This is a genomic window from Donghicola mangrovi (genome assembly GCF_013377535.1).
Lineage (GTDB): Bacteria > Pseudomonadota > Alphaproteobacteria > Rhodobacterales > Rhodobacteraceae > Donghicola > Donghicola mangrovi.
This window is the reverse complement of sequence record NZ_JABCJE010000001.1, coordinates 257,070-279,360: the sequence shown is the minus strand read 5'-3', so window position 1 is coordinate 279,360 and position 22,291 is coordinate 257,070. Positions and strand designations below refer to the sequence as shown.

Annotated in this window: 20 protein-coding genes; 7 read left to right on the top strand and 13 right to left on the bottom strand. The window is 62.6% G+C overall.

Annotated features, from left to right (window positions below):
* Nucleotides 1-22: 22 nt before the first annotated feature.
* From HJ536_RS01475 to HJ536_RS01460, 4 genes are all read right to left on the bottom strand, one after another.
* A complete protein-coding gene (locus HJ536_RS01475) occupies nt 23-952 on the bottom strand; it encodes a metal ABC transporter permease (RefSeq protein WP_177156431.1) in 930 nt (309 codons plus the stop codon).
* Nucleotides 952-2,157 (bottom strand): metal ABC transporter permease, encoded by a 1,206-nt coding sequence (locus tag HJ536_RS01470; RefSeq protein ID WP_177156430.1) that lies wholly within the window; start codon nt 2,155-2,157, stop codon nt 952-954. The genes HJ536_RS01475 and HJ536_RS01470 overlap by 1 nt, the downstream gene beginning before the upstream one ends.
* Nucleotides 2,157-2,894: a metal ABC transporter ATP-binding protein gene (locus HJ536_RS01465; protein WP_228028360.1), complete on the bottom strand. Its 738-nt coding sequence runs from the start codon at nt 2,892-2,894 to the stop codon at nt 2,157-2,159. Before HJ536_RS01465 ends, HJ536_RS01470 begins: the two co-directional genes overlap by 1 nt.
* Before the next feature lie 62 nt (nt 2,895-2,956).
* Nucleotides 2,957-3,919, bottom strand: coding sequence for a metal ABC transporter solute-binding protein, Zn/Mn family (locus HJ536_RS01460; RefSeq protein WP_177156429.1), 963 nt, complete (start codon nt 3,917-3,919; stop codon nt 2,957-2,959).
* 124 nt (nt 3,920-4,043) lie between these two features.
* Here HJ536_RS01460 and HJ536_RS01455 point away from each other — a divergent pair, with 124 nt between their 5' ends.
* From HJ536_RS01455 to HJ536_RS01445, 3 genes are all read left to right on the top strand, one after another.
* A complete protein-coding gene (locus tag HJ536_RS01455) occupies nt 4,044-5,171 on the top strand; it encodes a hypothetical protein (RefSeq protein ID WP_177156428.1) in 1,128 nt (375 codons plus the stop codon).
* Nucleotides 5,172-5,248: 77 nt separating this feature from the next.
* A complete protein-coding gene (gene deoC, locus HJ536_RS01450) occupies nt 5,249-6,226 on the top strand; it encodes a deoxyribose-phosphate aldolase (RefSeq protein ID WP_420811073.1) in 978 nt (325 codons plus the stop codon).
* 6 nt (nt 6,227-6,232) lie between these two features.
* Nucleotides 6,233-8,575, top strand: coding sequence for an aldehyde dehydrogenase family protein (locus HJ536_RS01445; protein WP_177156427.1), 2,343 nt, complete (start codon nt 6,233-6,235; stop codon nt 8,573-8,575).
* A gap of 42 nt (nt 8,576-8,617) precedes the next feature.
* Here the strand turns inward: HJ536_RS01445 and HJ536_RS01440 are convergent, their stop codons facing one another.
* Nucleotides 8,618-9,436, bottom strand: a complete 819-nt coding sequence (locus HJ536_RS01440; RefSeq protein WP_176852793.1) for a sulfotransferase family protein — start codon at nt 9,434-9,436, stop codon at nt 8,618-8,620.
* Between the two features lie 123 nt (nt 9,437-9,559).
* On the opposite strand from HJ536_RS01440, the gene HJ536_RS01435 reads away from it, so the two are divergent.
* The 3 genes from HJ536_RS01435 to HJ536_RS01425 all read left to right on the top strand — a co-directional run bounded on the left by HJ536_RS01435 (nt 9,560) and on the right by HJ536_RS01425 (nt 12,297).
* Complete coding sequence (locus tag HJ536_RS01435) at nt 9,560-11,137, top strand: DUF5928 domain-containing protein (RefSeq protein ID WP_177156426.1); 1,578 nt, start codon at nt 9,560-9,562, stop codon at nt 11,135-11,137.
* An 8-nt stretch (nt 11,138-11,145) separates the two neighbouring features.
* Nucleotides 11,146-11,517 (top strand): histidine triad nucleotide-binding protein, encoded by a 372-nt coding sequence (locus tag HJ536_RS01430; RefSeq protein WP_177156425.1) that lies wholly within the window; start codon nt 11,146-11,148, stop codon nt 11,515-11,517.
* A gap of 69 nt (nt 11,518-11,586) precedes the next feature.
* Nucleotides 11,587-12,297 carry a hypothetical protein gene (locus HJ536_RS01425; protein ID WP_177156424.1) on the top strand — a complete coding sequence of 237 codons (711 nt, stop codon included), beginning with the start codon at nt 11,587-11,589 and terminating at the stop codon, nt 12,295-12,297.
* Nucleotides 12,298-12,300: 3 nt separating this feature from the next.
* On the opposite strand, the gene HJ536_RS01420 is transcribed toward HJ536_RS01425, so the two are convergent.
* Nucleotides 12,301-13,230: an ABC transporter ATP-binding protein gene (locus HJ536_RS01420; protein WP_338081955.1), complete on the bottom strand. Its 930-nt coding sequence runs from the start codon at nt 13,228-13,230 to the stop codon at nt 12,301-12,303.
* Between the two features lie 78 nt (nt 13,231-13,308).
* On the opposite strand from HJ536_RS01420, the gene HJ536_RS01415 reads away from it, so the two are divergent.
* Nucleotides 13,309-13,497, top strand: coding sequence for a zinc-finger domain-containing protein (locus tag HJ536_RS01415; protein WP_176852798.1), 189 nt, complete (start codon nt 13,309-13,311; stop codon nt 13,495-13,497).
* Between the two features lie 63 nt (nt 13,498-13,560).
* Here the strand turns inward: HJ536_RS01415 and HJ536_RS01410 are convergent, their stop codons facing one another.
* The 7 genes from HJ536_RS01410 to puuE all read right to left on the bottom strand — a co-directional run bounded on the left by HJ536_RS01410 (nt 13,561) and on the right by puuE (nt 22,235).
* A complete protein-coding gene (locus tag HJ536_RS01410; RefSeq protein WP_177156423.1) occupies nt 13,561-14,280 on the bottom strand; it encodes a 2-dehydro-3-deoxygalactonokinase in 720 nt (239 codons plus the stop codon).
* Between the two features lie 42 nt (nt 14,281-14,322).
* Nucleotides 14,323-16,068, bottom strand: coding sequence for a SulP family inorganic anion transporter (locus tag HJ536_RS01405; RefSeq protein ID WP_176852800.1), 1,746 nt, complete (start codon nt 16,066-16,068; stop codon nt 14,323-14,325).
* Between the two features lie 65 nt (nt 16,069-16,133).
* The gene (locus HJ536_RS01400; protein ID WP_176852801.1) at nt 16,134-17,807 is read right to left on the bottom strand and encodes a bifunctional protein tyrosine phosphatase family protein/NAD(P)/FAD-dependent oxidoreductase; all 1,674 of its coding nucleotides are present in this window, start codon (nt 17,805-17,807) and stop codon (nt 16,134-16,136) included.
* Between the two features lie 172 nt (nt 17,808-17,979).
* Nucleotides 17,980-19,374 (bottom strand): uracil-xanthine permease family protein, encoded by a 1,395-nt coding sequence (locus tag HJ536_RS01395; protein WP_177156422.1) that lies wholly within the window; start codon nt 19,372-19,374, stop codon nt 17,980-17,982.
* Between the two features lie 60 nt (nt 19,375-19,434).
* Complete coding sequence (locus HJ536_RS01390) at nt 19,435-19,923, bottom strand: ureidoglycolate lyase (protein WP_177156421.1); 489 nt, start codon at nt 19,921-19,923, stop codon at nt 19,435-19,437.
* 87 nt (nt 19,924-20,010) lie between these two features.
* On the bottom strand, nt 20,011-20,826 hold the full coding sequence (locus HJ536_RS01385) for a bifunctional allantoicase/(S)-ureidoglycine aminohydrolase (protein WP_177156420.1): 816 nt from the start codon (nt 20,824-20,826) through the stop codon (nt 20,011-20,013).
* A complete protein-coding gene (puuE, locus tag HJ536_RS01380; protein WP_177156419.1) occupies nt 20,823-22,235 on the bottom strand; it encodes an allantoinase PuuE in 1,413 nt (470 codons plus the stop codon). Before puuE ends, HJ536_RS01385 begins: the two co-directional genes overlap by 4 nt.
* Nucleotides 22,236-22,291: the final 56 nt, after the last annotated feature.

Genomic DNA, 22,291 nt, shown 5'->3' with positions numbered 1-22,291 from the left:
TTTAGGCAAAGAAGAAGCGCAATTACGCGCCCAAGGGGGCTCCGGCGCGGTTGCGGCAGGGGCCGAATAGGGCCGCAAGGCCGAGGATCAGGCCCGCCACCGTGGCGATCATGCCGGCCGCGCTGACCGTGTTGTCTGCCCCCAGCCAGAGCGGGCCATAGCCGGCAAGGATGTAGCCCGTGGTGGCCGACAGGACGGCGAACAGCACAGACCACAGGATCTGGATTTCCAGACGGTTGGTCATAAGGCGCGCTGCGGCGGGCGGGCAGATGAACATGGCGATCACGATGATCGACCCGACTGCATCGAAGGCAGCCACGGCGGCCATAGCCGCGGTGCTGACAAGGCCGAGGCCGATCAGGGTGGTGGGCAGGCCGATGACTTGGGCAAAGCCCGGGTCGAAGGTCGAGATTTTCAGGGGCCGCCAGAAAATGGCGGTGAGCAGGGCCACTATGGTCAGGGTGATGGCAAGGCGCGGAAGTTCGGGGGGCAGGTAGGCCAGCGCCTCGGGATCGAAGAGCGATCCCCAGCCGGTGCCGTCCAGCCAGATCAGGCTCTCGAGGCTGCCCATGAGGGCGTGCTCTACGTCGAGGTGGACGCTGGAGGTGTCGGACCGCTCTAGCAGCAGAACCCCAGCCGCAAAGAGGGTGGTGAAGACCACGCCCATCGCGGCGCCCGGTTCGATTCCGCCGATGCGGCGGATGGCTTCGATCAGGGCGACAGCAACGAGGGCGGCCGCAGCGGCACCGATCATCATGGGCCATGTTCCCAGCGATCCGGTGACCAGAAAGGCCAGCACGATGCCCGGCAGCACAACGTGGCTGATGGCGTCCCCGATCAGGGCCTGACGGCGCAGGACCAGAAAGTTCCCCGGCAAGGCGCAGGCAACGGCGGCCAAGCTGCCGATCACCAGCGGGGGAAGCGAAAGCGGAACGAATTCGGCGCCGAACATCAGGCGGGTACTCCGTGCGGGCGGTTCAGGTGGGCGTCGATCTCGGTCAACTGGTCGGGCGTCAGGATTTGTTCCAGATCGGTCAGGCCGTCATATCGGGCGGCGGCGGCCTCGAATTGGGGCAGGGTGCGCAGGGCGCGCCAGCGTTCCTCGTCCAGCAGGGCTTTGGCGGCGCGGGCGCGGCCCAGATCGGTGGGGACGCCATCGGCCCGCAGAAGACCCTGTTTGCCCAGCATGTTCAGGGTGAGGCGCTCGTAGATCGGTTGTTGCAGGGCGATGGCCAGCAGGCCTTGGCGCATGTGGACTTGGTCGCGGTATTTCAGCTGGCGCAGGGCGGCGGCGACTAGGCCGCGGCGGGGCGACAGGATCAGCGAAAAGGTAAACAGCAGCGCCGCGCTCAGGACGATCAGGGCGCCGGTGGGCATCGAGGGGGCGCTGGCCGACAGGGCCGCGCCGGTATAGCCCGCGACCGCACCAATCGCGCCGGACAGCAAGGCGACGGTGTCGCTGTTATCGCTCCAGAAACGGGCGGCGACGGGGGGAATGATCAGGAGGGCGACGATCAGGATCAGGCCGACGATCTTGAGGCCCACGACCGTGACGGCCATCACCAGCATCATGGTGAGCATATCGATCCGGCTGACATTCATCCCCGTGGCCGAGGCATATTCGGGATCGAACGCGACCATCGTCATGGGGCGGCGCAGCAGTAGAACCGCCAGCAGGGACATGGCCCCGCCGATGGCGATGGTCAGGGCTTCGGACTTCAACATTCCGGCGGTCGCACCGAGCAGGAAGCTTTCGAGGCCCGCTTGTTTGCCTGCCTCCATCGTCTGGATGACGGTCAGCAGCACGATACCAAAGCCGAAAAAGACCGACAGGATCGCGCCGATCGCGGCGTCCTCGGCCAGTCGGGTGTGGCGGGTCAGCTTTTGCACCAGCCACAGGCCCAGAACGGCGGACAGGGCGGACCCGGCCATCAGGCCGATCAGGTTGCGCCCGTCGCCCCCCAGCGCCACCATGACCAGAAAAGCCAGCGCGACACCGGGCAGAGTGGCGTGGCTGATCGCATCGCTGACCAGCGCGCGTTTGCGCAGGAACAGGAAGGTCCCGCAGACCCCCGCAGCCCCGCCAAGCAGGGCCGAGCCCAAGGTCACTAGCGTTGCGTTATATCCCAGCCCGAGGGTGAAGGCGTCCAGCAGCATCACGAAACCTGCGCCAGACCTTCGATGTGGTTGGTAGAGAGGCGCCCGCCATAGGCCTCTTGCAGGGCGCGGTCGGTAAAGGCGGTGTCCAGCGGACCCTCGGCAATGGCACGGGTGTTTATGATGAACACGCGGTCGAAATAGGCGGGTACGGTCGCCAGATCGTGGTGCACAGCAACGACGGTTTTGCCGCGCGCCTGAAGGTCCTTGAGCACAGCGATGATCGCCCGTTCGGTTGCGGCATCGACACCGGCAAAGGGTTCGTCCAGCAGATAAAGGTCCGCATCCTGCGCCAAGGCACGGGCCAGAAACACGCGCTGCTGTTGGCCGCCGGACAGTTGGCCGATCTGGCGAGTGGCGAACTCTTCCATGCCGACGCGCGTCAGACAGTCCAGCGCCTTGGCCCGCAGGGCAGGGCTGAACCGTTTCAACAGGCCGACCTGACGATAGAGGCCCATCAGAACCACGTCGATCACGCGGGTGGGGAAGTCCCAGTCCACGCTGGCCCGCTGGGGGACATAAGACACGCGCTGCCGGGCCTGATCCAAGGGCTGGCCAAAGATGGTCACGTGGCCGGACAGGGGCTTTAGGATGCCCAAGGCGGCTTTCAAAGTCGTGGATTTGCCTGCGCCGTTGGGGCCGATAATGGCAGTCATGGAGCCTGTGGGGATCGACATGTCGACCGAAAACACCACCGGCTTGCCGCCATAGGACACGGTTAACCCGCGCACCGCCATGGCATATTTCGACAGGTCCTCGGTCACATGAGTTCCAGAGGTCGCGGCAAGGGAAACTGCGTTCATGAATGCTCCTGCGGGGCGCTCAGCAGGCCGGACATGCCCCGTTCGGGGGCTGTCCCGCCCAAGGCGCGGGAAATCGTTGTGACGTTATGGTCGATCATGCCGATATAGGTGCCCTCATAGGTGCCGGGCAGGCCCATAGCGTCGGAATATAGCTCGCCGCCGATGCGGACGGTTTTGCCTTTGGCGGCGACACCCTCGATCAGGGCGCGGATGTTGCGGTCGGATACCGAGCTTTCGATAAAGACCGCGCGGATGTCGCGGTCGGCCATCATGTCCACCATCTGGGCGATGCGGCGCAGGCCGGCCTCGGACTGGGTCGAGATGCCTTGGATGCCCATGACCTCGAACCCGTAGGCGCGGCCGAAATAGTTGAAGGCATCGTGGGCGGTCATCAGCACGCGGGCCTGTTCGGGCACCGACCCCAGAACGGTTCTGGCATAGCTGTCCAGTTCGGTCAGGCGCTGTTTGAAAGCGGCGGCATTGGCCGCAAACACAGGCGCCGCATCGGGGCGTAGCTGCTGTAACTGGGCGACGATCGCATCGACGACATAGGACCACAGGCCGGGGTCCATCCACACATGGGGGTCGAATTTGTCAGCGTGCTGGGCGTTCTGTAGCAGCAGATTATGGGGGATGCCTTCGGCAACGGCAGCTACGGCGCGCTTGCGATCCAGATCGTGAAAGAATTCCTCGAGCTGCGCTTCCAGATAGAGCCCGTGCCACAGGGTCAGGTCCGCGCGCACCATCGCCACGATGTCACTGCGGGTCACGCGATAGCTGTGCGGGTCCACACCGGGCCCCATAAGGCCATGTACGTCCACAAGATCGCCGCCGATCTGGCGCACTGTGTCGGCAATCATGCCCGTGGTCGCCACCACATTTACCGGAGCCGCCGCCATCCCCTTGCCCGCAAGGGCAAAAGCTCCAACACTTGCTAGAAAGACGCGGCGATTAACCATCGGACCTCCGGTTTCTTCTTTCGTATATGGGGCTGTGGAAAACCTTGGTCAATGAAAATGCGAATAATTCTCAATAACAATTTCTGGATTTGACTTTTATGGGCAGTCGGGGAACACCGCAGGCATGAACACAGATGATTTGACCACCCGTCTTGTGCAGGGCCGAACCTTGGCCCATGCCGCCCTGCCTGCCAGCGGGATGCGCCGCGCGTCCAAGCTGTCGGCCAAGTACCAGCGCGAAGGGTACATGCAGGCGTTCGACGCCACGACCCTGTGGTACGACGCGATCTGGCGCGACGGGATCGTCCATCTGGTTTGCCCCAAGCTGAACAACCTGAAGGCCGAAGTGCAAAAGGGGGCGTTCACGCTGGACGGGATGCCGGTGCGCATTAAACGCCTGCGCCGGTTTTACCGCCACGACATCATCGAGTTGCCCTTTACCACATGCCCGACCGAGGTCCGGCTCAAGGCCTTTGGCACCACGATTTCGTCGCCGGTGAACGGGCAAGAGACTGCGCCTTTTGCGGGGCTGAACGCGGCGCTTTGTTTGTCGAAAAACAACGACCTGCGCTGGATCACCGACTTCGCGCAGTTCCACGTGGAACAGCACGGGCTCGAGGCGCTGATCCTGATGGACAACGGCTCAACCGACTACGGGATTTCGGACATCGAGGACGCCCTCTCCCTGACCGATCTGAAGCGGATTATGGTCGTCTCGACCCCTAGGCCCTATGGCCCGCGTGGCCGTGCGCCCTACGCCCGGACCGAGAAGTACCTGCAAACCGCGCTGTTCAACGTGCTGCGGCTACGTTGGCTGGGGCAGGCGCGGGCGGTTCTGAGCTGTGATATCGACGAATTGGTCCACACCCCCGGCACGACCATTTTCGATATGGCGCTGAAGTCGTGGGGCGGTTTTGTACGCGTGCCGGGCTACTGGCGCTATCCGGATCCGGAGGCGGCTGATCCGTCGCTGCACGCCAGCCACACGCATCTGAAATCTTCGGACAAGCCGTGCCCGACCAAGTGGTGCATCAATCCCGCCGGTCCATTGGGTGGTTTCCAATGGGATACGCACCTGTTGGAGAGGCTACCTTTGCCAAGTCTCTTCACCAACAAACAGGGTAAATTCTGGCATTGCCGGTCCACCACCACCGGCTGGAAATCGAACCGCAACGCCAAGCAGGAAACCGGCCTTCAGCCCGATCGCGAGACCGCAGAGGTTCTGGCGCAGGTGTTCAACCCGCCTGCCTGACGCAGCGCCGCTCTTGTTCCGATGGCGCGGGCGTGACAAGTTGACCAAAGAGTCAATTCCAGATCACAGGAAGCACCGTGCCTTCGACCTACGATCTTGCGCCTGATGCCGCGTTTGCCCGCAACCTTGGCGTTCCGCTGGACATGGCTTGGGTGAACGCCGCCCAAGCCAACACCCCCGCCATCGAACGCCGTTGCGCCACCTTGCCCGGCCGCCGCAGCGTGAAAAAGGACTATCAGGCCGCGTGGCTGTGCCGCGCTATCAGCTGCATCGACCTGACCACCTTGTCCGGCGATGATACCGTGGGCCGCGTCGCCCGCCTGACCGCCAAAGCCCGCCAACCCGTCCGCGCCGACATCCTGAGCGCGCTGGGGATGGAGGGGCTGACCGTCGGTGCCGTCTGCGTTTACCACGATATGGTCGAAGCAGCGGTCAAGGGGCTGGATGGCTCCGGCATCCCCGTGGCGGCTGTGTCCACGGGTTTTCCGGCTGGCTTGTCCCCCTTGCACCTGCGGATTGCGGAAATCGAAGAGTCGGTCAAAGCAGGCGCCCACGAGATCGACATCGTCATTTCCCGTCGTCATGTCCTGAGCGGCAATTGGCAGGCGCTGTACGATGAAATGAAGGCCTTTCGTGCGGCCTGCGGCGATGCCCACGTCAAAGCGATCCTCGCCACGGGTGAACTTGGCACCCTGCGCAATGTCGCCAAGGCTAGCCTAATCTGCATGATGGCGGGCGCTGACTTCATCAAGACCTCGACCGGCAAAGAGCCTGTTAACGCGACCCTGCCTGTGACGCTGGTGATGCTGCGGGCGATCCGCGATTACTACGCGCAGACCGGCCATGTGGTGGGCTACAAACCCGCGGGCGGGATCAGCAAGGCCAAGGATGCGATCAACTATCTGGCCCTGATCAAAGAGGAACTCGGTGACCGCTGGCTGCGCCCCGATCTGTTCCGTTTTGGTGCGTCGTCGCTGCTTGGCGATATCGAACGCCAGCTCGAACACCACGTCACCGGCGCTTATTCAGCCGCCTACCGCCACCCGATGGGGTAATCCGACATGTCCGTGAAAGAGATTTTTGAGACCATGAGCTACGGTCCCGCCCCCGAATCCGCCGCCGAGGCGCTGGCTTGGCTGGTCGATAACGGCAGCAGCTTTGGCCACTTTATCAACGGTGCCTTCACCGAGGTTGGCGACACCTTCGAAACCCGCAACCCTGCGACGGGCGAGGTTCTGGCCGAACTGACCCAAGCGAGCCAAGCCGATGTGGACGCCGCCGTGGATGCCGCCCGCGCGGCCCAGCCGAAGTGGGAGGCTTTGGGCGGGGCTGGCCGGGCGCGTTACATGTACGCGCTTGCCCGTGCGCTGCAGAAACACGGGCGGCTGCTCGCTGTGCTGGAAACCTTGGATAACGGCAAGCCGATCCGCGAGTCCCGCGACATCGACATCCCCTTGGTCCAGCGGCACTTCTACCACCACGCGGGCCACGCGCAGTTGATGGACAAAACCATGGCCGACCGCGCCCCCGTGGGTGTGTGCGGTCAGGTGATCCCGTGGAATTTCCCGCTGCTGATGCTGGCGTGGAAGGTCGCGCCCGCCATCGCGATGGGCAACACCGTAGTGCTGAAGCCCGCCGAATACACCAGCCTGACCGCCCTGTGCTTTGCCGACATCTGCCGCCAGATCGGCCTGCCTGCGGGCGTGGTCAACATCGTGACCGGCGACGGCGCGGTGGGTGAAATGGTGGTGAACGCCGACGTGGACAAGGTCGCGTTCACAGGCTCGACCTCCGTGGGCCGCAAAATCCGCGAGGCGACGGCTGGGGCTGGCATCGGGCTGACCCTCGAGCTGGGGGGCAAGTCCGCCTACATCGTGTTCGAGGATGCCGACCTGGACAGCGCGGTCGAGGGGTTGGTCGATGCGATCTGGTTTAACCAAGGTCAGGTCTGTTGCGCCGGATCGCGCCTGATCGTCCAAGAGGGCATCGCAGATGATTTCCACGCGCGGCTGAAGGCGCGGATGGATCGGCTGCGGATCGGGAATCCCTTGGATAAATGCATCGACGTGGGCGCGATCGTCGACCCCATGCAAGTCGAGACGATCACGAAACTGGTCGATGGGAACACCTCGGGCGAACTCTATCGTAGCGCCGCCGAGATGCCCGCCGAGGGCTGCTATTACCCGCCGACCCTGATCACCGGCCTGTCGCCCGCCGACACCCTGATGCAAGAGGAAATCTTTGGGCCGGTTCTGGTCTCGACCACCTTCCGCTTGCCGTCCGAGGCTGTGCAGATCGCGAACAACACGCGCTATGGTCTGGCCGCGAGTGTGTGGACCGAGAATATCAACCGCGCTCTGGATGTGGCCCCGCAATTGGCCGCCGGTGTGGTCTGGGTGAACGGCACCAACCTGTTCGATGCGGCGGCCGGTTTCGGCGGCGTGCGCGAAAGCGGCTTTGGCCGCGAAGGCGGGTGGGAGGGGCTGAGCGCCTATACCCGCCCGAACCGCGAGCCCCGCGAACTGGCCAAGGTCGAACTCAAAGAGGGCGACGGTCTGCCCGTGGATGCCATTGACCGGACGGCCAAGCTGTATATCGGTGGCAAGCAGGCGCGGCCCGACGGCGGCTATTCCCAGCCTGTCTGGCAGGCCGACGGCGCGTTGGCGGGGCAGGTCAGTATCGCCAGCCGCAAGGATATCCGCAACGCCGTTGAGGCCGCTCATGGTGCCAAAGGTTGGGCCAAGACCACCGGCCATCTGCGGGCGCAAATCCTGTTCTATCTGGGGGAAAACCTGTCTGCGCGGGCCTATGAGTTCGCCGAGCGGATTGATGCCCTGACCGGACGCGGCGATGGCACGGCCGAAGTGAAGGCCGCCATTAACCGCCTGTTCACCTATGCCGCATGGGCCGACAAATACGATGGCCGGGTGCACGGCGTTCCAATTAAGGGCGTGGCGATGGCCATGAACGAACCCGTTGGCGTGGTAGGCGCGCTTTGCCCTGATGAGCGGCCTTTGCTGGGGCTGGTGTCGGTGATGGCACCGCTGATGGCGATGGGGAATACCTCGGTGTTGGTGGCGTCCGAACCCTATCCGCTGCTGGCGACGGATTTCATTCAGGTGCTCGAAACCTCTGACGTGCCTGCGGGCGTGGTGAATATCCTGACCGGCTGTCACGGCGATCTGGCCAAGACGATGGCGCAGCACATGAATCTGGATGCGGTCTGGAGCTTTAGCAGCACCGACCTGTCCGGCCAGATCGAAGCCGCTAGCACCACTAACCTGAAGCGCACATGGGTGAACAACGCTCTGACCCGCGACTGGATGGGCGAGGACGGCGAAGGAGCAGAGTTCCTAGAGGCCGCGACCCGGATCAAGAATATCTGGGTGCCCTACGGCGAATAAAAGAAAACGCCCGGTCCGGTCTGGATCGGGCGTTTGTTGCATTCACTCACCGAGTTTGGCGTGAACCTCGTCGAGGTCAATCTCGCCAATGGGCATCTTGTTGCCCGGATTGTCGAAGTCGTATTTGAACAGCTCGAAATCGCGGTGGTAGATTTCTTTGACCAGATGCATCGACAGATCGTCAAAGTAATCCTCGACCGGATGGGCGCGCTTGGGGCCGTGGCCTTCGGATTCGTTGAAACGCGGGATGTTCGCCAGATCGACGGTATTCGGGGTCTCAATCGCGTCTAGAACGCTCTGCATGCCGTCGTTGAACTTCTCGGTCCAGAAGATGTTGTCGTAGCGCCCTCCGTTCACGATGAAGGTGCTGACGTGACCTGCCATGGCCGACCAGTGGATGTCCGGCTCCATCGGGCGGCGCCAACGGATGGTGTCACGGGTGAACAGCAGGAAGCGGCGGAACGATTTGATCTGGTCAAAGTCTTGCTTGCCATCCTCGCCGCCGACTTCGATCCCGTATTTCTGGATCAAGAGGGGCACGAGGTTGCCGCGATACCGACGCCCGTTGCGCTGGATGCCGCAAATCTTGTCAAAGAACGACGACAGCACGCGGGTATAGGGGTTGCGCACGCAGGTGAATGCATAACTTTTGTGCGCTTGCACATTGCGTTCGATCAGCTGCTGGCTTTCGTCTTGCGACCATTTGTGCAGGCCGGCCTTGGAGTCGTGAATGTCTCCGTCAAAGAAACGACCATGGTCCGAATAGAACATGATCTGCCCGATGGTCGAGCACGCACACTTGGGAACGACGCGGTAAACGACGCTCTCGCTCTCGGTCATCCAGGTCCCTGGAAATCCCATACACAATCCTCCGAAACGCGCACTGCGTCCAATATTACTAATACAAAGCAAAGAATTGCGGTTTATTCAATTCCGCATCTCGCCTAACAAGGTATGGACGCGTTTTACCGGATTGTGGAGCCCATGTCGCGCATTGCATTTATTCTTCTCTGCCACAAAGACCCCGCGGCGATTATTGATCAGGCAGAGCGGCTGACCGCAGTAGGCGACTATATCTCGATCCACTTTGATGCACGGGCCAAGCCCGAGCATTTCGCCATGATCAAAGAGGCGCTGGGACCCAACCCGAACGTCGCCTTTGCCAAGAAGCGGATCAAGTGCGGGTGGGGGGAATGGAGCCTTGTGGAGGCCTCTCTTTATGCGGTCGAGGCGGCGGTTGATGCCTTTCCGCGTGCAACCCATTTTTACATGCTTTCGGGCGACTGCATGTCAGTCAAGACTGCGGAATACGCCCACGAGTTTCTCGATTCCAACGACTGTGACTTTATCGAAAGCTTCGATTTCTTTGAGAGCGACTGGATCAAGACCGGTATCAAGGAAGAGCGGTTGGTCTATCGCCATTGGTTCAACGAAAGAAACAATAAGTGGCTGTTCTACAAGAGCATGGAGTGGCAGCAGCGCCTTGGCCTGACCCGCGAAATCCCCCATGACATCGACGTGCAGATCGGCAGCCAGTGGTGGTGTCTACGCCGCGAGACGGTCGAAGCGATCATCGACTTCACCAAGCGGCGCAAGGACGTGATGCGGTTCTTTGCCACCACCTGGATCCCTGACGAGACGTTCTTTCAGACGCTGGTGCGCCATTTGGTGCCCGGCAAAGAAATCCAGACCCGCACGCTGACCTTCCTGATGTTTACCGATTACGGGATGCCTGTGAACTTCTACAACGACCACTACGACATGCTGGTGGCGCAGGATTTCCTGTTCGCCCGCAAGATCAGCCCAGAGGCCAAGGAACTGCGCGCCCGCTTGGGCGAGCTGTGGGCCACCGAGAATGTGGACTTCCGCATCTCGGGCGAGGGGCGAAACCTGTATAAATTCCTGGCCGGTCGGGGCCGTGTGGGCCGCCGCTTTGCCCCCCGTTTCTGGGAGGCCGAGGCAACCCTTGGCCGTCACCGCGAACTGATGATCATGGTCTGCAAGAAGTGGCACGTGGCCAAACGCTTGCTGGACCAGATCAAGCAACGCGTGGATGTCGCCGGCGTTGAATACCTGTTCGAAGAAGAGGGCACCCCGCTGCCCGATCTGGGGGGCATCCAGAGCAGTCTGGACAAGCGCGCCCGTCACCGCCGCGTGCTGGTACGGATGCTGTACGATGTCTACCAGACCGACCGGATGATCCTGTGTATGGACCCGTCGAACCTTGATCTGCTGCAGGACTTTATGTCGGACCGGTCGACCACCAAGGTTCTGGAAATCAACTGTGATTTCAGTGACGACTATCTGGCGGGCCACGCGAAGCGCACCGGTCTGGCGGGGGATCACACCACCGATGACCAGTTGGATCGTCTGGTGCCGACCCTGCGCAACGACTTGCACCACGAATTGGACCGCATCCGCGATCAGGACTACGAGAACTATCACCGTATCAACGAAAGCGGCGACCCCGAGGAAAATGCCGATGCGCTGGCACGCTTCCTTGAGATCGACCGCAATACGGCGCTAGAGATAATGCAAATCCATTACCTGTTCTCTGACTGAGGCTGCCGATGTCCTACACCTACGACGACCAGAACATTTTCGCGAAAATCCTGCGCGGCGAGATTCCGAACAAAACCGTTCTGGAGACCGAGCACACGCTGGCGTTCCACGACATTTACCCTCAGGCGCCGATCCACGTGCTGGTGATCCCCAAGGGCCCCTATGTCTGCTACGACCACTTCTGCCAGACCGCCACGGACGCCGAGATCGTGGATTTCACCCGCACCTGCGGCAAGGTCTGTGAGATGATGGGCGTAAAGGATGGCGGCTTCCGCACCATCGCTAACGCGGGCGAGAACGCGATCCAAGAGGTGCCCCACCTGCATTTCCACATTCTGGGTGGCCGCAATCTGGGCCGTATGCTGGCGCCTGCCGAGTAACGGTCGCCGGGTTCACCCCGCATTTACACGCTTTGACAAAGGCTCTCTGGAAACGGAGGGCCTTTTGTCATGGATATCGAACGCGCGTTGGACCGGTTGGATGAAGGGGCGCTGCGGGCTCTCTTGGGGCGGCTGCTATCGGACTATGCCGCGCCTGCGTTTGGGGCGCTGCCAAAGCGCGAGGTGGACCTGTTGGTCTTTCGCACGCTGCGCGAGGCGGGGGTGATCGGGCAGGGGGCGCCGCTTTATCAGCTGATGGCCGATCTGCGGATTTCCCGCGCCAAGGCCCGCAATCTAGTGTTCGATCTGGAAATCCGTCAGCCCATCGGTGGCGGGCTGGACGATCAGGTCCGCGCCGTGATCCTGAACGACAGCTACTTCAAGGATTTCAACTGGTTCGTGCTAGAGGTCGAAAACCCCGTGGTGCAGGCCCACTTGCGGGAAATCTGCCGCCGGGCGCGGGTGGTGACCGATGCTAGTTTCAACCCCGGTATCGTGCGGCTGCCTGTGTCGGGGCTGGCCAACGTGCTGGAAGAGTTTCTGGACCCTGATCAGCAGGCCGAGGTCAAACAGGGCCTCTATCGCGCGGGCAAGCTAGAGGACAAATCATTTCGCGGCTTGATGAAGCGCGCGCTGGCCGATCTGGCGCAGCGCTTTGCCGGCAAGGTCGCCGGAGAGGTCATGGATGGGGCCGTGGGGGCGGTTGGCGAATTCCTCGAACCCATCCTGTCCGGTGACCAAGAGGCGATCACCGATATCTGGTCAGGGATTTATTCCTGACCCTCAGGCAGAGTGGGTCAGCTTCAGGAACACGTCTTCCAGATCGGCTTGCTCGGTCTTGACGTCACGAATCACGATGCCTGCGTCACGGACGGCGTGCAGGACACGGTCTGCGGTGATCTGCTTGCTGTGATAGCGGATCACCAGCGCGCCGTCGTGGCGGGTGGACACGTCCAGACCTTCGCCCTCGGGCAGGCGGGTGGGGGTGCTTTCGGGCTGAATCACCATCGCCTTGGCATCCAGACGGCCCAGTAGGTTCGACGTGGTGTCGCGGGCCACCAGAGAACCCTGATTGATGATGGCGATTTCGTCGCACATCTCCTCGGCCTCTTCGAGATAGTGGGTGGTCAGGATGATGGTCATGCCCTCTTCCTGATTGAGCTTGCGGACGTTGTTCCACAGCATCTGGCGCAGCTGGATGTCGACGCCCGCAGTGGGTTCGTCCAGCACCAGAATATGGGGCCGGTGGACCAATGCTTTGCCCAGCAGCAGGCGGCGGCGCATCCCCCCGGACAGGGTGCGGGCATAGGCGTCTGCCTTGTCCTCGAGGCCGACGAATTTCAGGATTTCATCGCTGCGGCGCTGGCTGCGGGGCACGCCATAGAGGCCCGCCTGAACCTCGAGCGAGCCACGCGGGGTAAAGAACGGGTCAAGGTTCAGCTCTTGCGGCATGATTCCGATCGAGGCGCGCGACTGGCGCGGGTTCTTGTCCTGATCCCAGCCCCAGATGCGCACGGTGCCTTCGGTTTTCACCACAAGGCCTGCCAGAATGTTGATCAGCGTCGATTTGCCCGCGCCGTTGGGGCCCAGCAAACCAAAGACCGAGCCGCGGGGAATGGACAGGTCGATACCCTTCAGCGCCTCTTTGGGGGCGGATTTCCCGCTGCCGCTGTAGATTTTTCGCAGTCCTTCGATTTCGATCGCGTTGCTCACTGCCCTTGCCCCTTGCCAATGTGCCGATAGTATCGCACCTAACGCCCAAAGCGCCCTGCGACAACTGTGAGGACAGATATGACCACCAAAGCACCGGAAACCAAGATCGTTGATGCTCATCGTGTTGCCTGTGACGGCGGCGAGGGCGCTCTGGGCCATCCGCGCGTGTGGCTGTCGATCGACGAGACCAAAGGCTATGTCGAGTGCGGCTACTGCGATGCCAAGTTCGTGCACAAGGACTTTGCGGACAAAGTCGGCGAAGCCTGATCGGTTGCGCGTGTGGAGGCGGCAGGACCGCCTCCGGCGGGGGTATTTATCCCAAGATGAAGATCAGAGGGCGTTCAGGATCTGGAAGCCCTTTTCCACCATTTTCGTGCCGTCCGCCCGGATCAGGGGGACGTGCTGCGCGTTCAGGATGGTGGCGTAGGCGTTCGTGAGCGGAGCGGTTCCGATCAGGGCGACCTCTTGGCCCAGCCAGTAGGGGCGAGTCGCAGCGATTTCAGCACCCAAGAGATGACCGAGCAGGGCGTTTGCGTTCCCGCTGACCTGTGCCGTGTGGATATGCGCCGCAAGGTTCGAGGGGCGTGACATGGTTTGGTCGGCGGCCTCGGTGTCGGGGGTGATGCCAGCGTCGAGAGCGTAGGCCAACTGCGGGGTCGCGCAGCCTTGGAAGCTGACGATTTCCTTGGCCGAGAGGTGGAGCCAGTAGGTGGTGCTCTGGCCAGGCATACACAGGATGCCGTCCCAATCGGGGTTCAGGGACTGAAAGCCGATGGCGGCCACGCGGGCCCATGTCAGGCGGTCTTGTGGGGTGCTTTGCGTGACCGTGGGCAGGATGCGGTAAGTGCCGTCCGAGGGCAGCGCATCGGGCGTCACAGGGCAGGGGGTGGCCTGTGTGTAGCTGCTGTCGATGGCAAGAATGGTGTTGTCCGGCAGTACATCTGTCTGGACGGGGCCGGTGGTGCGGCCAGCGTCAAAGGTCCAGAGCAGGGGGTGGGTGCCTTCGGTCAGGGCACCGTGCCAGAGGGGGTGTTTTGCGGATGTGGTCATGCCCGCGCGCCTAGCTGAAAACCGGTGCGCGGGTCAATGTTTTTAGGCGACGCGGGCTTTGTCCGCATCAGGCAGCAGCGCCCGGATCGAGTCGTACTGTGCCAGGAACACTTGGCCGGTCAGTTCGTGCAGGAAGTGGCTGCGTTCGAGGCGGTCCATGACGGGGCCTTTGACCTCGGACAGGTGCAGTTTGATGCCCATTTCCGACAGGCGGGTGTTGATGGTCTCAAGGCTTTCCAGCGCGCTCATGTCGATTTCGTTCACGGCGCTGCACATCAGGACAACGTGCTTGATCGGCTGGTCGCAGACCACACGGTCGATCACGTAGTCCTCAAGGTAGCGGGCGTTGGCGAAGTACAGGCTCTCGTCGATGCGGATGGTCAGCAGGCTGGGGTGCGTTTTCACGTCATGGCGACGGATGTTGCGGAAGTGCTGGGTGCCGGGGACAAGGCCGACTTCGGCGATGTGCGGACGCGAGGTTTTGTAAAGGAACATCGCGATGGACAGCAGAACGCCTGCGGACACGCCCTTTTCCACGCCGAAGGCCAAGGTGACAACGATGGTCACAAAGACGGCGGCAAAGTCGACGCGCGAGTAGGACCATGTCTTCTTGAGGATCGAGAAATCCACAAGGCTCAGGACCGCCACGATGATGGTCGCGGCCAGCGTCGCCTTGGGCAGGAAGAACAGGGCAGGGGTCAGGAACAGGGTCGCCAGCGCAATACCGGCGGCGGTGAAGGCACCGGCAGCGGGGGTCTGCGCACCGGCGTCAAAGTTCACGACCGAGCGCGAGAAACCACCAGTGACCGGGAAGCCGCCCGACAGGGCCGAGCCAAGGTTCGCGGTGCCCAGACCGATCAGTTCCTGATCGGGGTCGATGCGCTGGCGGCGCTTTGCGGCAAGGGTCTGCGCGACCGAGATAGTCTCGACATAGCCGACGATCGAGATCAGCAGCGCGGGAACGGCGATCTGGCTCCAGAGGCCAAGGTCAAAGCTGGGGAAGGCGATGCCGGGCAGGCCGGTGGGGATATCGCCCACAACCTTGACGCCCGCCTGATCAAGGCCGAGGCCATAGGTGACCAGAGTGGTCGCCACAACCGCCGCCACGGGGCCGGTACGGGCCAGAGCTGCGCCTAGCTGGCCGGTCAGGCCGATCTTGGCCAGCAGGGGCTTGAGGTTGCTACGGACCCAGAACAGGAACACGGTGGTTGCCACGCCGATCACGATGGTGGGCAGGTTGGCTTGGCCGATGTTTTCGATGGTGCCGTGGATAATCTCGATCATGTTGTCGCCGCCGCCCTTGATGCCAAGGATGTGGCGCACCTGACTGGCAGCAATGATGACGCCCGACGCGGTGATAAAGCCCGAGATCACAGGGTGCGACAGGAAGTTGGCCATGAAGCCAAGGCGCAAGAGGCCCATCACCGTCAGCATCAGACCGGACAGGAAGGCCAACAGGATCGCGGCGGTATAGTATTCAGGGGTGCCATGGGCGGCCAACTGGCCTGCCGCAGCGGCGGTCATCAACGAGGCCACAGCCACGGGGCCCACGGCCAGCGTGCGCGACGTGCCGAACACCGCATAGATGATCAGCGGCGCGATCGAGGCATAGAGGCCAACCTCGGCCGGTAGACCCGCCAGCAGCGCATAGGCCAGCGACTGGGGGATCAGCATGATGGTGACGATCACGGCGGCCACGAGGTCGCTGGTCAGGGTGTCTTTGTTATAGCTGGTCAGCCAATCAAAGATGGGGAAATAGCGTTTTAGCGAAGTGGTTTGGCGTGCCATAACGTGGCCTCTCGGAGGGGGAGCATAGGGCGGAAGCAAGGGGGTGCGCCCCCGCCCGTTCAGGATCAGTTTGCGCTGACTTTTTCAGGTGTGGCCATCCACTCTTTGCCACGCAGCATGGCCTTCCAGTAGATGGGGGGCAGGATCTGTTCTTTGAGCAGCCATGCCAGACGGGTGGGTTTGGTGCCATCCAGCAGCCACTTGGGGAAGCTGGGCAGCAGTGTGCCGCCGTAGCCGAACTCGGCCAGAACGATCTTGCCGCGTTCGACGGTCAGCGGGCACGAGCCGTAACCGTTGTAGACAGCGCGGGGGGCCTTTCCGTCGATGTCGGCGCTGACGTTCTCGGCCACAACGGGGGCCTGCATACGGGCAGCGGCGGCGGTTTTCGCGTTCGGGGCGTTCATCACGTCACCCAGCGACCAGACGTTATCATAGGACTTGTGGCGCAGGGTGCTCTGATCCACGTCAACCCAACCGCCCGCGTCGGCCAGCGGCGACACGCGGATAAAGTCCGGCGCGCACTGGGGCGGCACCACGTGGATCATGTCGAACTCGGTGGTGACGGTGGTCGGCTCGGTATCGGGCTTCGAGACCTTGAAGGTCGCGGTTTTCGCGTCCCCGTCGATCGATACGAGGTTGTGGAAGAAGTTCAGGGTCGCATCATAGCGCTTCACGTATTCTTCCAGCGCGGGGACGTAATCCTTGACGCCGAACAGCACGCCGCCCGCGTTCATGAACTGGATGTCGATGTTGGGCAGAACGCCTGCGCGCAGCCAGTTGTCGCCGGACAGGTACATCGCCTTTTGCGGGGCACCTGCGCATTTGATGGGCATTGGCGGCTGGGTAAAGATCGCGCGGCCGCTCTTCATGCCCTTGACCAGTTGATAGGTATAGGGCGCCAGATCGTAGCGGTAGTTCGAGGTTACGCCATTGCGGCCAAGGGTTTCCACCAGACCGGGGATCGCGTTCCAGTTCAGCTTGAGGCCGGGGCAAACGATCAGGCGGGTGTATTTCACCACGCGGCAGCCATCCAGAATGACGGCGTTGTTCTGGGGCTCGAACGCGGCAACCGCCGACTTGATCCAGTGCACACCGTGGGGGATCAACGAGCCCATGGTTTTCGCAGTGGTCTCGGGGTCGAAAATGCCGCCGCCCACCATGGTCCAGCCGGGCTGGTAGTAATGGATGTCCGCGGGGTCGATCAGAGCGATCTCCAGATCGGGCTTGCGTGCCCGCAGGCTGGAGGCCACCGCGATACCGGCTGCGCCAGCACCCACGATCACCACGTCGAACTTGGCATCGCCTTCGCTGGTCGGGGTCTTGCCGCCGTTCACGATGCGGCGCACCACGCCTGCCATGTCATAGCCAGCCGCTTTGGTTGCGGCCAGAATGTCGGACGACGATTTCTTGTCCGCCTGAGACAGCGACCACAGCGTCGCAGAGCGGGTGCCGGTGCGGCAGTAGGCCAGAACCGGGCCGGGCAGCTCTACCAGCACGTCACCGAACTGGGCCGCGTCCTCATCACGGACCAGCCCGGAGGTGACGGGCAGGTAGCGGGCAACCAGACCGGCTTCGGTCGCGGCGCGCTCGATTTCTTCGAATGTGGGTTGGTCGGCACCTTCACCGTCGGGACGGTTGCAGATGATGGCACGGAAACCGGCCGCCTTGATGGCAGCCAGATCTGCGACTTCGATCTGGGGGCTGACGGATAGGGTCTTGTCGATCTGGCGCAGATCCATGGTTGCTCCTCCGCAATATCTTCATCTTTAAATATTCAATTTCATGAATAACACAAGACTGGAATGCGCCTTTACAAGAGCGGGCATACACTTTGACGTGTAGGCCTAGACGAAAGAGGGCGCGAACCCGTGGTCCGCGCCCCCTGTTAGGACAGTGATATTGACGTAAGGTTCAGTGCGAGTCCTTCATTCCGCCAGAGATTTCCTCGGTCGATTCGGCGGCCAGCTCTTCGGGCAGGATCAGGTTCAGGACGATCGCGATCAAAGCTGCGGGCAGAATGCCGCTGGTGGCCAGAACCTTGACCGACTCGGGCAGGTGCTGAAGCGCGCCGGGTTCCAGCTGCAGGCCAAGGCCAAGGCTGAGGGCAATCGCGAAGATTACCATGTTGCGGCGGTTCCAGACCACGTCCGACAGCATCGAGACGCCAGCCGCGACAACCATGCCGAACATCACGATCACACCGCCGCCAAGGACTTCGATCGGGCAGGTCGAGATGACCGCGCCAACCTTGGGCATCATCCCGCAGATGATCAGAAAGATCGCGCCGATGGTGACGACGTGGCGGCTCATGACGCCGGTCATGGCGATCAGGCCGACGTTCTGGCTGAACGAGGTGTTGGGCAGGGCGCCGAACAGGCCCGCCACTGCGGTGCCAAGGCCATCGGCAAAGGTCGCGCCTGCGATTTCCTTGTCCGTGGCTTCGCGGCCCGCGCCGCCTTTGGTGATGCCGGACACGTCGCCCACGGTCTCAACCGCCGAAACGAAGGCCATCAGGCAGAAGCCGATCACACCGGCAAAGGTGAATTCCAGACCGAAGTGCAGGGGGTTGGGCAGCGACAGGGTGGCGGCTTTGCCGACGTTGCCAAAGTTCACCATGCCCATCAGGTAGGCTATGACATAGCCCGCCAGCAGACCGACCAGAACGGCCGACACCGACAGCATCCCGCGGGTAAAGAATTTCAGCGCCAAGGTGACGATAATCACAGTTCCCGCCACCAGCCAGTTCTGGGCGTTGCCGTATTCAGGGGTGCCGATCGCCGGAACGCCGCCCGCTGCGTACTGGATGCCGACCTTGACCAGCGCAAGACCGATCATGGTGACGACCAGACCAGTGACCAGCGGGGGCAGGGCAAAGCGGATCTTGCCGATAAAGAAGCCAAGGCAGAAGTGGAACAGACCGCCCAGGAAAATGCCGCCCATCAGCACGGCCATGGCATCCACGCCTTTGCCGGCGACCAGCGGGATCATGATCGGGATAAAGGCAAAGCTGGTGCCTTGAACCACGGGCAGACGCGCGCCCACGGGGCCAAAGCCGATGGTCTGGAACAGGGTCGCGATGCCCGCAAAGAACATCGACATCTGGATCATATAGATCATCTGCGGGAAGTCGGGCGAGTTCGAGCCAAAGCCGAAGCCAGCCGCGCCCGCAACGATGATCGCGGGGGTGACGTTAGACACGAACATCGCCAGCACGTGCTGGATGCCAAGGGGCACCGCTTTGGCCAGCGGCGGGGTGTATTCGGGATCGCGCAGCTGCGCTGGTGTTCCGATAGAGGTATCGGCCATGAGGGGGGTCCCTTCCTGTTGTTATGGTGGCTGGCCGGTTTTCCGGCTCTGGTGTGTTGGTCAGCCGCGGCTAACGATGACAGGCTCCTCCAGCCTGAATTCTTCGAGGTTCGGCGTGGTGCCGATGCGGTCGACCACGGCGAATAGGCCGGGCGCGTGCAGCGGGGTCAGCACCCCGTGCCACGTGCCGCGATGCAGGTTCACGGCGGTGTGGGGCGGCACGATGAACGCGTGGATCTGGCCCGGGGTGGCGTCGCGCCCTTCGGCGACAATGATCAGCCATTCGTTTTCGTGCATCGGGATGAAGGCCTGCGAGCCTTCGGGGTGCCGTTCGATCAGATCGCAGGTGTAGGGCATGTCCCGCGGCACAGCGTTAAAGAGGCTGATGCCTGCGCGCCCTTCGGTGCCGAAATCCATGGTGGCGCGGTCGTGGTAGCGGCCGCAGAAGCCCGCGTTGATGATCTTGTCGGGCTCGCCTGCGGTGGTCATGACGTCTCCGAACGGGGCGAAAGCTTCGGCGGTGAGGGGGAGCGCGGTGATTTCAGTCATCGTGGGGCCTTTGAGCGGGGAGGGGGGCTGTCTGCCCCCCGGCGCATGGGCGCCTCCCCCCGAGAGTATTTTGGCAAAGCTGAAGCATCAGAGCGTGAGGTCCGGATGGCGGTTCACGTCCTTGTAGAGAAGGTAGCGGAACGGGGTGTGGCCGCGGGCGATGCAGGCTTGGGGGCAGAAGGCGCGGAGCCACATGAAATCGCCGGGGCCGACGCGGACCCATTGGTCGTTCAGCAGGTAGTCTGCTTCGCCCTCGAGCACGTAGAGGCCGTGTTCCATGATGTGGGTCTCGGCAAAGGGGATGCGGCCGCCCGGTTGGAAGGTCACGATGTTGACGTGCATGTCGTGGCGGATGTCGCTGGGATCGGCAAAGCGCGTGGTGGCCCATTTGTCCGTGTTGGGCATGGGGGTCGGCGTGCGTTCCAGATCGCTGGTGACGAAGGCGTCGGGGCGCGAGAGGCCGGGGACGCTCTGGTATTTCTTGCGGACCCAGTGGAATTGCAGGGGCTCGTCGCCAGGGTTGTGGACGGTCCATGCGCTGTGGGGCGGGATGTAGGCATAGCCGCCCGCTGTCAGGGTGTGGGCCTGGCCGTCAAGCGTCAGGGTCATGGTGCCGCTGGCGACAAAGAGCACGGCTTGGGCGTCTGGGTTCGGCTCGGGGCGGGTTGAACCGCCGTTCGGCGCGACTTCGACCGCGTATTGGGCGAAGGTTTCGGCAAAGCCCGACAGGGGGCGGGCTAGAATCCAGACGCGGGTGTTCGTCCAGTCCGGCAGCAGGCTGGTGACGATATCGCGGTGGGTACAGGCGGGCAGGACCGCGTAGGCGGTGGTGAAGATGGCGGTGCCGACGGGGTCTTCGTCCTGTTCGGGCAGGCCACCGGGGGGGAAGGCGTATTGGGTCATAGCAGGTCCTCGAGGCGCAGGCGGGCGATGCGTTCGACCTGTTTGCAGGCCTCGGTGAATTCGGTTGCGGTGTCGTTGGCGATCCGGCGTTCGAACGCGGACAGGATCGAGGCTTTGTCATGGTCGCGGACGGCGATGATGAACGGGAAGCCGTGTTTTTCGGTGTAGGCGGTGTTCAGTTCGGTGAACAGGGCGCGCTCTTTGTCGGTCAGGGCGTCGAGGCCCGCGCTGGACTGTTCGGCGGTGCTTTCGGCGGTCAAGCGTTTGGCCGCGGCCAGTTTTCCGGCCAGATCGGGGTGGGCGCGCAGCACGCCAAGGCGTTCGTCGTATCTTGCACTGCGGAACATGCGGGCCAGCGCGCTGTGAACCCCGGCGGCGCGGTCATGGGCGGGGCCCAGTTCCAGATCGAAGGCGCGCTCGGCGATCCACGGGGAATGCTCGAAGATGCCGCCGAAGGTGCCGACAAAGGTGTCGCGGTCCATTTGGCTGGGGCGCGGTTTGCGGGTGTGGGGATGGGTTTTCGCCCAATGCTCTGCGATTTCCAGACGGGTCGGGGTCCAGACGTCTTTGTGCATGCGGACATAGTCGATGAACCGCTTGAGGCCCGCCATTTTGCCCGGGCGGCCGATCAGGCGGCAGTGCAGGCCGATCGACATCATCGCGGGGCGGCCATTCGACCCTTCGGCATACAGGGTGTCGAACGCGTCCTTCAGGTACTGGTAGAACTGCTCGCCCGTGATGTAGCCCGGTGCGGTGGCGAAACGCATGTCGTTGGCTTCCAAGGTGTAGGGGATGACCAGTTGATCGCGATCCCCAACCTCGAGCCAGTAAGGCAGGTCGTCGTCATAAGTGTCGCTGACATAGGCGAACCCGCCCTCTTCGGCGACCAGACGCACGGTGTTTTCGCTGCAGCGGCCGGTGTACCAGCCAAGGGGGCGCTCGCCGACCACTTCGGTGTGCAGGCGGATCGCTTCGGCGATGGCGGCGCGCTCTTCGTCCTCGGGCATGTCCTTGTGTTCGACCCATTTCAGGCCGTGGCTGGCGATTTCCCAACCGGCGTCCTTCATCGCCTCGACCTGCTCGGGGCTGCGGGCCAAGGCGGTGGCCACGCCGTAGATCGTCACGGGGATGGCCGCGCTGGTGAACAGGCGGTGCAGGCGCCAGAACCCAGCCCGTGCGCCATATTCGTAGATCGACTCCATGTTCCAGTGGCGTTTGCCCTGCCACATGGCGGCGCCCGCGATGTCCGACAAGAATGCCTCGGATGCCTGATCCCCGTGCAACACGCAGTTTTCGCCGCCTTCTTCGTAGTTCAGGACGAACTGCACGGCGATTTTTGCGCCACCCGGCCATTGCGGGTCTGGAGCATCGGGGCCGTAGCCGATCATATTGCGAACGTAACGGGTCATCTTCGGGGAAGTCCTTTCTTTGAAACAGCAGTATGACAGCGAGTTGGAAACTGATT